Source organism: Chitinophaga sancti (genome assembly GCF_034424315.1).
In the GTDB taxonomy this organism is placed as follows: Bacteria; Bacteroidota; Bacteroidia; order Chitinophagales; family Chitinophagaceae; genus Chitinophaga; species Chitinophaga sancti.
In genome coordinates this window covers 5640704-5655577 of sequence record NZ_CP139972.1, presented here as the reverse complement: position 1 = coordinate 5655577, position 14874 = coordinate 5640704, and the positions used below count along the sequence as shown (strand labels likewise).

Here is a 14874-nt window from a genome sequence, read left to right as displayed (position 1 = left end):
ACATGCTTACAGCATTACTCCATCTTTGTTTTCCCCATGTATGTGAGAGTTGTGGTACCACACTCACACCAACAGAGGCATTCCTGTGTCATCAATGTATGATACAATTGCCACGCACCGGCTTTCAGCACTATACAGAAAACCCTGTCGAAAAACTATTCTACGGAAGAGTACCCGTACAACATGCAATCGCTGCTTACTATTTTTCACAGGCTTCTATGCTGCGTAAACTGGTACATAAAATAAAGTACCGGCACAAGAGGAAACTAAGCATCTACATGGGAAAGCAAATAGGAAAGATCCTTGCACAAACCAGCTGGATACATGAAATTACCTGTATAGTACCAGTACCTATTACTAAAAAGAGGGAGAAATTCCGTGGCTATAATCAATCCGCTTTACTATCAGCTGGCATCGCTGCCATAACAGGAAAACCAGTGTTTGCACATGCACTTAAAAGAACCAGCTTCACCAGCTCTCAAACCCGCAAAGGCAGAGTACTTCGCTGGCAAAATGTACAACATGCTTTCAAATTGGAGCAACCTGAATTATTGAAAGGAGAACACGTATTATTAATAGATGATGTGATCACTACAGGCGCTACCACTGAGGCATGCGGAAAGCTCTTTCAACAGGCAAATATTCCGTTCAGCATTTGTTCACTGGCATATGCACACCATTAACGCTGAATGTGTAATTAATTCTATAATTTCATTACAAACTTTGTAGGTATGTTAAAAACATTGCTCCTCTCGTTATTGATATTTATGAAAAGCAGCGCCATTTATGATTTTAAAGTTGATGCCGTAGATGGTGGTAAAATCAATTTTGCCGATTACAAAGGCAAGAAAATCCTTATCGTTAACACCGCTTCTCTCTGTGGAAATACACCACAATATGCAGAGCTGGAAAAACTGTATGAGAAGTATAAAAAGAACCTGGTGATCATCGGCTTCCCTGCTAACAACTTCGGTTCTCAGGAGCCAGGCAGCAACCAGCAGATCCAGGAATTCTGTACAAAGAAATATGCAGTTACATTCCCAATGGCTGCCAAGATTTCTGTAAAAGGTGCAGACATACATCCAATCTACAAATGGCTGCTGGAACAAAGCAAGGAAAAACACTTCGAACCCGCAGAAGTACAATGGAACTTCCAGAAGTACCTGCTGGATGAAAAAGGAAACCTGGTAGCTGTGTTCTCTCCAAAAACACAACCTAATTCAGCAGAGGTAGTGGCTGCAATCGAGAAAAAATACTAGTTAATAATTTTGAGCCTGCCGCAGGCCAGCAACGAAAAAAACGCTTATGCCAAAGGCATAGGCGTTTTTTTCGCAATGATTCTTTTAATTTGCACCCATGCTTTTCTCCAATATTATAGGTCAGGACGACATCAAGCTTCAATTGCTCAGCGCTGTCACCAAACACCGCATCAGCCATGCCATGATCCTGCTGGCTCCGGAAGGTGCCGGTGGGCTGCCACTTGGCCTTGCCCTCGCCCAGTACCTGGTATGCGAAGACAAACAACCGGAAGGCCCATGTGGTAAATGCCCTGCCTGTATCAAAGCAGAAAAGTATATTCACCCCGATATTCACTTCTCCTACCCTGTTATCCCTAAAAAAACAGGCGATAAACCCGTAAGTGCCGATTATGCCAGCGAATGGCGTGAATTCATCGCCGAACATCCTTACGGCAATGCATACGACTGGTTACAATTTATAGGAGCAGAAAATAAACAGGGTAATATCACTGCCACCGAATGCCAGGACATCATTCGTAAACTGAGCCTGAAAAGCTTCGAAAGCAAATACAAGATCCTCCTCATGTGGATGCCCGAATACCTGGGCAACGAAGGGAACCGATTACTGAAACTGATCGAAGAGCCACCAGACAATACCATTTTTATCCTGGTAGCTGAGAACCAGGAACAGATCCTGGCTACCATCCTCTCACGCACCCACCTCATCAAAATAAACCCGCTGCCTAAAGATGTGCTGGTAAACGCACTCATGACAAGGGCCAATGTTCCCGCAGCCAGAGCCCGTCAGGCAGCTACCATTGCCTCCGGCAACTACCGGGAAGCCCTTGCACTGCTGCAAAACTCAGAAGATGACTATCATGAACTGCTGCGCAACTGGCTCAACTATATCTTTACCAACAACCGCCTGGCCCTCCAGGAATGGATAGAAGGTATAGCCAGCGCCAAAATGGGTCGGGAAAACCAAAAGCAATTTCTCCGCTACTTCATCAACCTGCTGGAACACACCCTCAGGCTGAAATATATAGATAGAAGCCAGCTGGCCTTTTCCGAAGAAGAAACCGATTTTGCCTTCAAACTGCAAAAACTGGCTGACCTCCAGCAAATGGAACTCATTATGCAGGAACTTGACAATGCGAGCTACTACATTGAGCGCAACGCCAACGCCAAATTGCTTTTTCACGCCCTCAGTATCAAATTACAGTACATTTTTAAACATAAGCCCATCCCGGCCTGTTAAACCTATATTGACACGACAGGACATTACTTTTTCCGTTACCTTTGTTACTTTCGCCCTTTTGTATATATAAGGGGAAATACGTATTTTAAAGCGTTCGGTACAATGCCGGATGCATATCAATTAACTCTTTTAAATATATAAATATGGCTTGTGCCGGATGTGGTACAGGTGCAGAGGGAAAGCCGTCAGGATGCAAAAGTAATGGAGGTTGTAGCACGGGTGGATGTAACCGATTAAACGTTTTTGACTGGCTGGCCAATATTCCCTTAAGTGATAGCTTAGCACCATTTGATATTATAGAGGTAAGTTTCAACAATGGAAGTAGGAAAGATTTCTTCCGAAACGTAACCAAACAGTTCCTGGATAAAGGAGAGATGGTAACAGTAGAAGGAGTGAGTGGTTTTGATGTAGGCCAGGTAAGCCTCACCGGCGAACTGGTAAAGCTCCAAATGAAGAAAAGAAGGATAGAAGATACCCCTGAAGTAAAAAAAGTATTGCGTCGCGCCAGCAATGAAGATCTGCACAGAATGGGTGAAAACAAAACCCGCGAAAGAGATGCCCTCATCAAAGCAAGAGCAATAGCCCGCAGTATAGGCCTCGAAATGAAACTCGCCGAGGTTGAAATTCAGGCCGATGGACGTAAAGCTACCTTCTTCTACACCGCTGATGACCGTGTTGACTTCCGTGAATTAATTAAACTCTACGCCGGAGAATTCCGTGTAAAGGTGGAAATGCGCCAGATAGGTGCCCGCCAGGAAGCCGGGAAAGTAGGGGGTATTGGTAGCTGTGGCCGCGAATTGTGCTGCTCTACCTGGCTCACGGACTTCAAGAGCGTGAATACCACTGCTGCACGTTACCAGAACCTTTCCATCAATCAGGCTAAATTGTCCGGTCAGTGTGGCCGTCTCAAATGTTGCCTGAACTATGAACTTGACACTTACCTCGACGCACTGAAAGACTTCCCTGAAGATGCAGATAGCATTGAAACAGCCAATGGCATTGCTACCCTGCAGAAGAGAGATATCTTCAAAAACCTGATGTGGTATAGCTACGGCGACAGCAACAAGCAATACCCGCTTACCATCAGCCGCGTAAAAGAAATACGCCTCCTGAATAAGCAAAACATCAGACCTGAAGACCTCAAACCAGTTGAAGTCGTAGCAGGTAAACCAAAAGAAGCAGACCTTGGATTTGCAGATGTAGTAGGCCAGATCAGCCTCCGCTCACTGGAAAAAACTGCACAGAAACGCAAACATAAAGACAAGGAAAAACAAAAACACAAACAGCAGCAACAAGGTGCCAAACCTGCTGAACAACCTGCTCAACAGCAAAAGCCTAAACAACAGGCACCACCGCAGCAGCAACAGCAGAAACCTAAACAGCCGCAGCAACAACAGGCTAAACCACAGGGACCAAAACCGCAGCAGCCGCAACAGCCAAAACAACAGCAACAGCAGCCGCAACAAGGTCAGGGCAAACCACAGGGGCCAAAACCGCAGCCAAAGCCACAACAACAAGGTGGCGGAGGACAGCAGCCACCACAAAACAGGCCGCCGAAACCCAAACAAAAACAACAGAAATAAAATAGAAAACGCTTCTGCTCAAAACAGAAGCGTTTTCTATTTTAAACAATCTCCTCCTTTGCTAGTTAGGGTCTGCTGAATAAGTTCCCGATCTGTTATTTTTCATTTTTACACCGAATCGATTTACCCTTCTTAATGTCTCAGATACCGGGATATAAATTGTGTATCGGATCTATTCCCCATTGTGGTCAAATAGCCCTCCTTTACCAGCCAGTAATAGATCTGCAGTACTGACAACAAAGAACCTGCTGCCAGTTTAAGCAGATTCATAACAAAGTATATAGACATCACCCAACTCTCAGCTGTATCCTTGAGGCGGGCCTTGATTTTGCCCAGTCCATATGCATTTTTCCCCTGTCCAAACTTCCCTTCGATCGCATTTCGTTCCGGCATCTCCTTTTGCAATAATCGCTTTTGCTCCTTACTATTTGATGAGGGCCGACCCAATGGCTTGCCCACATAACGGATCCCTTTTCCACTCATGAATCGTCTGTTTTCACGTGTGCCGAACAACTGATCTCCCAATACACGCTCTGGATAGCACCCAAACAAGCGTTTATATGTTTCAAGGCTTTCGGTCAACAATGAACCTTCATTGTAATTATCCCAGCTCAGTTTTTCTATATGGGTGTAGCCATCTTTCAACATCACCAGTTGTTTGCTGCCAAACTCAGTTGATACACGGTCTTTACCTCTCGGTATTGGACGTACATGCGGTTGATAGATACTTACAATCCGATCCGATATTTTATGCTCTCTATTCTTATACATCTCTGCCTGCTGACGATACATTTCCTGGATCACCCGTATTAACCTCCAGTCTTTCATTTTCAGCACCCCCTTGAAATTAGCTTCTGATTCTATCAGCCAGTTGATGTACTTTAAATCTCGTTTAACATATTGTAATTGCTGTCGGATACCTCTGCGTATATCTCGTTTGCTTTTGTTCTTTTTTTTGGCAATGTTCAAATATTGCTTCCTCGCTATTCTCCGATACATGCGCGGCATCACCAGTTCTGCTACCTGACATCCCCGCTCTATCATCCTTTCCAATTGACGGCGACCCTCATTTAATAATTTGATATCTGTTGGATATTCGATCTGTTGCTCTGACACTGTCGCATCTAACATGACTGTTCCTGATAGCCCATCAGATGACTTTCCTTTTACGCTCTCTGTATGCTCATTCAAGACATTGTTATTACTCTTTCCACCATTCCCATCCTGATCATCCTCACTGCGGGTATCCGCTGTTTTCTCTTCATTCGCTTTGATTAGTCCGGCTTCCTGCAAAATAATCTCATTCAATCTGGACATCACATCTATGCCTAATCTTTTTCTAATACTGACCATCAATGATGCATCAAAGGGAGCCTCCTGTTGAAAACTGCTTAAGCCTACAAAATATTGCAGATATATATTTTCCGTGATCTGCTCTACTACCTCCCGATCATCTATGTTAAGTATATGTTTGATGATCACTGCACCTATTACCATCCGGGCACTCAATGTTGGAGCACCGAAATCTGCCCGCATTTTTTTATAATACACGTCCGCCAGTTTGTCCCACGGAATCTTTGCAGCTAGTATAACCCATCGGTTTGTAGTGGATAATTGCTGCGAAAAAGGAGTTGAAAATCCTTCTAAGGTTAACTGTTTTGCAGGAGTGTAACGTATCATTGCTGCATGATTTTGAAGATGAATCTTTCAATATACAAACACTTCTACAGCAAAAAACAAGCCACATCATATTGATTAACAATGTTTTATTACTATATCAGCAGACCCTAGTTAATATCTATCAATACCAAAAGGCCGCCCAAAAGAGCAGCCTTTATTAATAATTGGTTTTTGCTTATGAAAAATTTATAACCGATCGGTGTAATGTTAGACGACTTGTACCGCGTTTTGTTACGGCATTTTAACTTTCATTTTCAAACAAAAGTTTATAGTAATACATATTCGAGGCTTCATCAAAACCCCGTTCAATCAATTCCCTGTTCCCGTGTATGTATATATGAAAATTCTTATCCAGTTTTAGAATGCTCTTAAATACCTTCTGCTGTTTCTTAAAGGCTGGTGCTGATATATCAAATTCGTCCGGTATCTCCTGCTTATAATCCTTTTGATATTGATCTCTGTACTCCCTGAATGATTCAATGGCGTCCGCATGTCCTAATACCTCCTGAGCAAAATCGTCCATCTGGAATTGCTCTTTCTCTTTAAAATAAGCTGCTGATTTGTTGAGCAGATCTACCTGATCTATCCTGCTCATTTCGTACTCACTGGGTAGCTTTTCGCTGATGAACTGCTTGCACATATTCACCGCCAGCTCCGTCTGGTGATAATTATCTTCCCTTCTTTGTACCTGCAGGAAAGCATCTTTCCAGTATACAGCCTCATTCTGTTTGCTGATACTATCTATTATACTGACTTTATACCCTTCTTCTTCTTCTGTATTAAATATGAGGCAGCCTTTATCGAGCTTGTTGATATTAATACCATCGTCGTAATTTACCTGGTAGCTTTCATTAGACAAGTATACTTTCAAATAGGTATCTCTGGTTTCTGATTTAAATATACCAATGGCTTCTACATCCTCTCCATCCACCTGACACTTACTGAAGTAAGCGATATATAACTCTCCCCCCTTGATTTTAGGATGTGTGGAATGCTTATATAAATGCTTTGCTATATTAACAGATTGCTCATGAAAATTGTCCCGATTCTCAAATATACGACGGCAATATTGAAAAATTTCATTTAATTGAAGCTCCGCCTCGTGATAAAAGCGGAAGTACTCCGCCGCATTTGTAAAAGGCTGAATGAAATAACTCAACAATAGCTGACTGATGGTCTCATCCTGTAATTGCAAAGGCTCCTGGGAGCAGATCAAGGACTCTTCCTGAGAGGCGTTGCCAACCTTGTGAATCGATAGCAACTCCAGGTCTTTAAATTCAGAAACATGTATCATGCCAGCGAAAATAATGAAAATAAACCCATTGATGGGTGAGGGATATTCTCTATTTCACAAACCTGCCATCAGCATCTACATGCACTTCCTTCCCCGGCAATTTGATCACCACATCTTTGGTATAATGACCTCTTTTCTCAACAACATATCCGTCTTCTTCTTCCTTATTCTTACTGGCAGCCTCTTCATATTTTACTTTCTTCAGACTAGTATAAACCGGATGCCGGTCCAGCACCTTTCCATTTCCCTTAGTAGTATACAGCTCCATCAAACACTCATTCCCTTTCTGAAAAAAATGCATATTTAAGCGAAGCCGCTCCGGACTGGGTATTTCCGATACCACGTAATCAAAGTTATTACCATTGAACTGCTTCAGCAACATATCCTTTCTGAATACGGATCCCGTGATGGTAATTATTGTCGCCTCGACAGGAACTATACTGCCAGATGCTTGTATCGCATACTGCATCTCTACATTCTCAGTAAATTCCGCCTCATTATCCAGAATCAGGGAATGCTTTTCATTCAACCTGATATTCCCCTCCCTGTCTATTCTTACATTCCCGGTTTTATCGGTTCCGCCTTCTATACCATTTCCCCCGATGATCATCAGGTTGCCTGCCATTTCTCCTTTCTCATTATACGTAATGAGATCTACCTGTGCATCTGCGCCACCCTCTTCTTCTAATGCGTCTCTGCCAAATAACAAGGTGGTGGGCAAGCCATCCAGGTCCAGTTTACCATACGCATATACTGAATCCACATATACTTCTCCGTAGTTAAAATAAGGTGTCAACCTGGATATCAGCTTCAATCCTTTCAGTTGCACAGTATTCCCCTGGAAAGGCATTTCCTTTACCGGGAATGCTGCTGCAAATGCCTGCAGTGAAATAGTATCTCGCGGTATTGCTGTAATCATCCCATCGGGAGTAATATGGTAGAAGAAACATGCTTTCTTTTCTACATTAACATGCCCTTTCTCTTTAAACAGGTAAATACACTTCAATTCAATCAATGAATCTCTCCCGATCTCCGGATACAAATATGCTTCCTTGTAATGCTCATCATAAGCAGGACTCGCTTTATCTATATACCCCTCTCCTCTCAGTTGCAGGCGGGAACGCTCTTTACCGGCAGCATCGTAAGTGATCAGGTAAATAAGACGTTTCCCCTCCGCCATCAAACCACGGTACAGCACCGGCGTATAGCCATTAACAGGAGAAAGCCTGGCAGCATTCTTAAAGTTATAAAAAGCAGGAATATCAGGTATCTTAACTCCCTCCGGAATGGGCGGCCATTCTTCTGAAGAATAGGGTAAACTTATAACTTGTAACCCATTTAAAAACTCAACAAATGTAGGCGGGGCAGCTATCTTCGCCGTACTATCCTGACTGGCAGCAGTAGTGGATAAAGAATCACAGGCAGGCATAATAAATGCAAGCCAAAGTAAGCTTGCCATAAGTACAGGACGAAACATAAACAAGATTTATAATATTACAAATGTAATATTTTGATCCCGGCATTTTTATATCCCCCTTGCCTGCCGGCACAAATTTGACTATCTTAATACCTCAACGTCAATCTTTCTATCATGAAACAACTTATCTGTTTATTGCTAGGTCTCTCCGCAGCAGCACAGCTAAAAAGCCAGGATTTGTACAAGACAAAGGATCTTACCAAAGAACAAATGTTCTCCGTGAACATCGAAGGACCTCATTACGATAAGTCTGGCTATCTCTATGTAGTCAACTTTGAGAAGGATGGTACCATCGGTAAAATCAATACAAAAACTGGTAGTGGAGAAGTTTTCGTTACCCTGCCGGATAGCAGTGTAGGTAATGGCATTCATTACAACAGCAAAGGCCAGATGTTCCTGCCTGACTTCATTAATCACAATGTACTCCAGGTAGATCCAAAGACCAGGAAAGTTAGCGTATATGTGCACAATGACCAGTTCAATCAGCCGAATGATCTTTGCATAAATAAGAAGGACCAGATCTATGCTTCAGATCCTAACTGGAAACAATCTACAGGTCAGATCTGGCGCATAGATAAGGGAGGCAGGGCAATACTGCTGGAATCCAACATGGGTACAACCAATGGTATAGAACTGAGCCCTGATGAAAAAACACTCTATGTGAACGAAAGCGTTCAACGCAGGATCTGGAAGTTCGATGTTGACAAAGACGGCAACCTGGGTAACAAACAACTCTTTGCAGAAGTACCTGACTTTGGTTTCGATGGTATGAAGTGCGATAAAGCAGGTAACCTGTATGTAGCCCGCTGGGGTAAAGGCGTGATCTGGGTATTATCTCCTGCCGGCAAAACCATCAGGGAAATTCCACTGAAAGGCAAGCAATGCAGCAATCTCACATTCGGAGGCCCGGATGGCAAAACAGTCTTCGTTACATTGCAGGATCGCAAATGTGTAGAAACCTTCCGCGTAGCAACGCCGGGTAAAAAATACTAAAACACAAAAGCGGTTGTACAGAAAGTAAAATGAAGCTCCTGAGAATCGCTTAAAAAAGATTTTACTCCAAGGAAACCCGAATAAAAAGGGGCTGTCCCAAAGTTTTGTGACAGCCCCTTTTCAATTATATAGATCCGAATTAGGTATTCAAACCACCACAAGTACTGATTGTCTGACCTGTCACATATGCGCTCAGGTTAGAAGCCAGGAACAATGTTACGTTTGCAATATCCTCAGGGCTACCAAATCGACCCAACGGAATTTTCTCAATGTAAGCCTGCGCACCGGTACCTTCTTTCAGGTAGTGTGTCATATCAGTTTCCACGAAACCAGGTGCCACCGCATTTACACGGATATTACGGCTACCCAGCTCCTGTGCAATTGACTTGGTAAAACCAATAATACCAGCCTTAGAAGCAGCATAGCTACTCTGACCAGCATTACCCTTGATACCGATAATAGAACTCATATTAATGATAGAACCAGACCTAGCCTTCATCATCGGGCGGATCACATGTTTAGTCATGTTATATACGCTCTTCAGGTTGATGTCCATTACATCATCCCACTGATCAGGACTCATACGCAACAGCAGGTTATCTTTCGAAATACCCGCATTGTTCACACAAATATCGATAGCGCCAAACTCTTTCAGTACATCAGCGATCAACGTTTCGCACTCCTCGTAAACACCGGCGTTGGATTTATAGGCTTTCGCCTTTACTCCCATACCTTGCAGCTTCTGTTCAAGCGCTTTGGCTTTTTCATCAGAGCTCAGGTAAGTGAAAGCTACATTTGCACCCTCTTCTGCAAATTTGATAGCGATAGCTTCTCCAATACCACGGCTGGCCCCGGTGACGATAGCTACTTTGTTTTCCAGTAATTTCATATAGACGTATTAGTTAATGGTTTCCCAATTATATCACACCAGTGATACCAGTGAATTTCAAGATTTCCTCAACATGCTGACGGTCATTGTTCAACCTTGGCACTTTGTGCTGACCGCCCAGTTTGCCTTTGCTCTTCAACCATTCCGTGAAAGTACCTTTCGGCAACACATGCAATACAGGTCTGCGCAGCGCCATATCTTTGTGACGCTTTGCCTCGTAGTCGGAATTGATAGATTTCAGTGTCTGATCCAGTACATCGATAAAGTGATCCACGCTATCCGGCATCACTTCGAAATCAAGTAACCATTCATGACCACCTGCTTCGCCTTCGCTAAAATAAATGGGAGCCGCCGTATAATCATTTACGATGGCACCGGTTGCCTCACATGCCTGGGCTATCGCCTTATCTGAATTCTCAACAATCAGTTCTTCTCCAAATGCATTAATAAAGGATTTGGTACGGCCACTCACCTTCACACGGAATGGAGACAAAGAGGTAAACTGCACAGTATCACCTACCATATAGCGCCATAAGCCACCATTGGTACTGATCACCAGGGCATAGTTTTTACCAGGCTCCACTTCGTTCAGTTGTAATGTCTGTGGATTTTCTTTTCCTACTTCCTCCATCGGCATAAACTCATAGAAGATCCCATGGTTCAGGAACAATAACAGGCCCTCCTGTCCAATCACATCCTGTGCAGCAAAGAACCCTTCCGATGCATTGTAGGTCTCCAGGTAGAACATATCCGGCTTGCGGATCAGCTTTTTAAACTGCTCACGGTACGGTGTAAAACTTACCCCACCATGCATATACAGTTCAAGGTTCGGCCAGATGTCCGCCAGGTTATCCTTCCCGGTGATTTCAAAGATCCTTTTGATCAATACCATGGTCCAGGTTGGCACCCCTGCTATAGAAGTAACATTCTCATGGATCACTGTATTGGCCATACGCTCTATCTTCTCCTCCCACTCATCCATCAGGGCAATAGACAGATCCGGCGTGCGGATCATATTGCCATAGAATGGCATGTTCTGAAGCATCACCGCACTCAGGTCACCAAAGTATGAATCACTGTCCGCAGACAGTTTGTTCACCTGGTGACTGCCACCGATTACAAGCGACTTGCCGGTAAGTAACCTGGACTCAGGATAATTATTATAATATAGAGAAAGTACATCGCGACCTGCCCGATAGTGACATTCATCCAGGCTTTCTACAGATACAGGAATGAACTTGCTCTTATCGGCAGTGGTACCGCTGGATTTGGCAAACCATTTAATGGGTGTATTCCACAGAATGTTTTGCTGGCCTTCCATGGTACGCTGTATATATGGTTTCAGGGTATCGTAATTGTGAATAGGTACCCTTTGTTTAAACTCTTCAATCTTATAGATCTGGGAGAATCCATATTGCTTACCAAACTCAGTATACTGAGCGGCACTAAGTAGGTTTTGGAATACCTGCTGCTGCACCTGCAGGGGATACTGCATAAAATACTCTATGCGCCCCATGCGCAAACGCGCCAGTTGTGATATTGCAGGACTTAATATTCTCATAATAGGATGGTAGGAACGGAGTAGTTGTAGTTATTGTTTCTTAGCTGCTTCGTCCAGGTAATTTTTACGACGTAAAATAAAATTCTGTCCAAGATACACTTTCCTAACCTGTTCATCTGCAGCTAATTCTTCGGCGGTTCCGGCTTTCAATATTTTCCCTTCAAACAGCAGATATGCGCGGTCAGTAATAGACAATGTCTCCTGCACGTTGTGGTCAGTGATCAGGATACCAATGTTCTTATATTTTAGGCGGGCTACGATAGATTGGATGTCTTCTACAGCAATAGGGTCAATACCTGCAAATGGTTCATCCAGTAATATAAATTTGGGATCTACCGCCAGTGCACGGGCAATTTCTGTACGTCTGCGCTCACCACCACTCAATACATCCCCCGGGCTCTTACGCACATGGGTAAGACGAAACTCTTCCAGCAGACTCTCCAGCTTCTCTTTCTGTTCAGCCCTCTTCAGATTAGTCATCTCCAATACCGCAGCGATATTGTCTTCCACACTCAACTTACGGAACACAGATGCCTCCTGGGGAAGATAACCAATCCCCATCTTGGCCCGCTTGTACATAGGTAGCTTGGTGATATTTACTTCGTCCAGAAATACCTGTCCGTCGTCCGGCTTGATCAGGCCTACTACCATGTAAAATGTAGTCGTCTTACCGGCACCATTCGGGCCCAGCAATCCAACGATCTCTCCCTGAGTTACCTCTACAGAAACCTCATTGGCCACAGTTCGCTGACCGTAGCGCTTTACCAGTTTATCTGTATGTATTTTTAATGCCATATGTTGAAACTTAGCAAAAATAAGCATTTACTTCAGCTTTCAATGCCGGGTAATTCTGCCCTGTGCTTTTATCTACGAATCTCGCACAAAGGTTTGTAAATATTCGGACTATTCGATAATTATTAGATGATAATTCTAAGAGATACATTATTTTTGTTTGGCTTCATATATTTAATAAGCCCACTTGCTATGAAAGTAACAGAACATATCGCACAGGCAAAGGATACGCTGATCTCTTTCGAAATTCTTCCCCCACTAAAAGGAAAGAGCATAGAGTCAATATATGATCATCTGGACCCCCTGATGACATTCAAACCTGCATTTATCAACGTTACCTATCACAGAAGTGAGCACATGTTCAAAAAAAGGTCTGACGGCAGCTTCGAAAAGGTGGAAATCCGTAAAAGACCCGGTACCGTCGCCATTTGCGCCGCCGTAATGAACCATTATAATGTAGATGCTGTTCCTCACCTGATCTGTGGTGGCTTTAGCCGTGAAGAGACGGAAAATGCCCTCATCGACCTCAACTTCCTCGGTGTAGACAATGTACTGGTACTGCGTGGAGATGCACCCAAAAATGAATCCTCCTTTGAACCAGAACCACATGGGCACCGCTATGCAGACGAACTACTGCACCAGGTAGTGAACATGAACAATGGTATGTACCTGGAAGAAGACCTGCAGGGTGGCGTAAAAACTAAATTCTGCATAGGCGTAGCCGGTTACCCAGAAAAACACTTCGAGGCACCCAATCTCGCCACAGATATGAGTTACCTGAAGCGGAAAGTAGAAAATGGCGCTGATTATATCATTACCCAGATGTTTTTTGATAACCAGAAATTCTTCGACTTTGTCAAAAAATGTCGTGAAATGGGAATTACCGTTCCCATCATTCCAGGCCTGAAACCAATGACTACCCGTAAGCAGCTCACTGTTTTGCCAAGAGCCTTCCATGTAGATATTCCAAATGATCTGGCCAATGAAATCCTGAAATGTAAGACGGATAAAGATGTAGAGCTGGTAGGTGCCGAATGGCTGATTCAGCAGTCGAAAGAATTAAAAGAATTCGGTGTACCGGTATTACACTATTATACCCTGGGCAAGCCCGAAGTGATCAGAAAAGTAGTAGAAGCTGTGGTATAATCACACTTCTTCTCTCATATACAACCCACTTTTACCCACTGGTATAAGTGGGTTTTCTTTTTAAATAAAAATGCCATTACGTGGAAACGTAGTGGCATGTCCGAATAACTGTCACACTTTTTGTTTTGTCCTATGTCAAAATAGTTTACAAGTAAGACGCGGTTCATTCAAAATACCCCTACACCAAATAAAAAAAAGGTGCACCCTGTCAGGATACACCTTTGTTCTATATAGTCTGTATTACTATTATGGCTAATAATCCTCCCTGCTAAGCAATACCCCCAGGCTCACACCCACACTGTTCGTACGGATGATACTGTTGCCGGAAAGATCCAGGTTCCGGATTCCCCTGCTATAGTGCAAACCCAGGGTCAGCAGGCTGTTAAACTCAATTCCCACAGTGGCCTGCGCGCCTACATCCCAGCGATTTAACCGGGTGCCGGGATAGATTCCCTTGTTCGGATTGCTGCTGAAACCCACCTCATAATTCGTGGTGCTGACTATGTTTCCTGCATTATAGACCTGCATGCGGTTATTTCCATTCAGACCATAAGCAGCATATGGCCCCGCTCCAATCGTGAGCCAGCCAAATGATACAGGCACTTTATAAGTGAGATTAAGCGGTATTTCCAGGTAACGCACTTCCAGGCGACGGGTATATTCGCCATCTACGCCGGCAGTCAGATTTGTACCCTTGGTGATATACCGGACACCCGGTACCAGGTATAATCTTTCAACCAGTGGTACTACCACCTGCAACTCGGCATTAAATCTTGTAAGCGGTTTATTGCCTTTACCAGAATGGCCTGCCGGATCCTGGAACTGCATCCAGGACTGATTGATACCTACATTCAAGCCCAAACTAACTTGTCCCTTCAATTGGCCAGGTATCAAAATAACAAACAGCAGAAATAGAATATAAGTACGGGTAATGGACTGCTCAGACATATAGGGGTTTATAGT

13 protein-coding genes are annotated in these 14874 nt (G+C 43.6%); 6 read left to right on the top strand and 7 right to left on the bottom strand.

Annotated elements, in window-relative coordinates:
* Positions 1 to 2: 2 nt before the first annotated feature.
* The 4 genes from U0033_RS22030 to U0033_RS22015 all read left to right on the top strand — a co-directional run bounded on the left by U0033_RS22030 (position 3) and on the right by U0033_RS22015 (position 4079).
* On the top strand, positions 3 to 683 hold the full coding sequence (locus tag U0033_RS22030) for a ComF family protein (protein ID WP_072362748.1): 681 nt from the start codon (positions 3 to 5) through the stop codon (positions 681 to 683).
* Positions 684 to 731: 48 nt separating this feature from the next.
* On the top strand, positions 732 to 1259 hold the full coding sequence (locus U0033_RS22025) for a glutathione peroxidase (protein WP_072362747.1): 528 nt from the start codon (positions 732 to 734) through the stop codon (positions 1257 to 1259).
* Positions 1260 to 1356: 97 nt separating this feature from the next.
* Entirely contained in the window at positions 1357 to 2496 is a 1140-nt protein-coding gene (locus U0033_RS22020; RefSeq protein ID WP_072362746.1) for a DNA polymerase III subunit, read from the top strand.
* A gap of 143 nt (positions 2497 to 2639) precedes the next feature.
* The gene (locus U0033_RS22015) at positions 2640 to 4079 is read left to right on the top strand and encodes a PSP1 domain-containing protein (RefSeq protein ID WP_072362745.1); all 1440 of its coding nucleotides are present in this window, start codon (positions 2640 to 2642) and stop codon (positions 4077 to 4079) included.
* 132 nt (positions 4080 to 4211) lie between these two features.
* On the opposite strand, the gene U0033_RS22010 is transcribed toward U0033_RS22015, so the two are convergent.
* The 3 genes from U0033_RS22010 to U0033_RS22000 form a co-directional block, all read right to left on the bottom strand.
* A complete protein-coding gene (locus tag U0033_RS22010; protein WP_322518427.1) occupies positions 4212 to 5759 on the bottom strand; it encodes an IS5 family transposase in 1548 nt (515 codons plus the stop codon).
* Positions 5760 to 6000: 241 nt separating this feature from the next.
* Complete coding sequence (locus U0033_RS22005; RefSeq protein WP_072365787.1) at positions 6001 to 7053, bottom strand: nucleoid-associated protein; 1053 nt, start codon at positions 7051 to 7053, stop codon at positions 6001 to 6003.
* 49 nt (positions 7054 to 7102) lie between these two features.
* The gene (locus tag U0033_RS22000; RefSeq protein ID WP_072365789.1) at positions 7103 to 8530 is read right to left on the bottom strand and encodes a hypothetical protein; all 1428 of its coding nucleotides are present in this window, start codon (positions 8528 to 8530) and stop codon (positions 7103 to 7105) included.
* Positions 8531 to 8644: 114 nt separating this feature from the next.
* Here U0033_RS22000 and U0033_RS21995 point away from each other — a divergent pair, with 114 nt between their 5' ends.
* Complete coding sequence (locus U0033_RS21995) at positions 8645 to 9523, top strand: SMP-30/gluconolactonase/LRE family protein (protein WP_072365790.1); 879 nt, start codon at positions 8645 to 8647, stop codon at positions 9521 to 9523.
* Positions 9524 to 9662: 139 nt separating this feature from the next.
* On the opposite strand, the gene fabG is transcribed toward U0033_RS21995, so the two are convergent.
* Genes fabG through lptB form a run of 3 tightly spaced genes read right to left on the bottom strand, consistent with a single transcriptional unit; the run spans position 9663 to position 12768 of the window.
* Positions 9663 to 10412: a 3-oxoacyl-[acyl-carrier-protein] reductase gene (fabG, locus tag U0033_RS21990; protein ID WP_072365791.1), complete on the bottom strand. Its 750-nt coding sequence runs from the start codon at positions 10410 to 10412 to the stop codon at positions 9663 to 9665.
* Between the two features lie 28 nt (positions 10413 to 10440).
* Positions 10441 to 11973 (bottom strand): GH3 auxin-responsive promoter family protein, encoded by a 1533-nt coding sequence (locus tag U0033_RS21985; RefSeq protein ID WP_072365793.1) that lies wholly within the window; start codon positions 11971 to 11973, stop codon positions 10441 to 10443.
* 30 nt (positions 11974 to 12003) lie between these two features.
* Complete coding sequence (gene lptB, locus U0033_RS21980) at positions 12004 to 12768, bottom strand: LPS export ABC transporter ATP-binding protein (protein ID WP_072365794.1); 765 nt, start codon at positions 12766 to 12768, stop codon at positions 12004 to 12006.
* 189 nt (positions 12769 to 12957) lie between these two features.
* On the opposite strand from lptB, the gene metF reads away from it, so the two are divergent.
* Entirely contained in the window at positions 12958 to 13911 is a 954-nt protein-coding gene (gene metF / locus U0033_RS21975) for a methylenetetrahydrofolate reductase [NAD(P)H] (RefSeq protein WP_072365796.1), read from the top strand.
* 252 nt (positions 13912 to 14163) lie between these two features.
* Here the strand turns inward: metF and U0033_RS21970 are convergent, their stop codons facing one another.
* On the bottom strand, positions 14164 to 14859 hold the full coding sequence (locus U0033_RS21970) for a porin family protein (RefSeq protein ID WP_072365797.1): 696 nt from the start codon (positions 14857 to 14859) through the stop codon (positions 14164 to 14166).
* Positions 14860 to 14874: the final 15 nt, after the last annotated feature.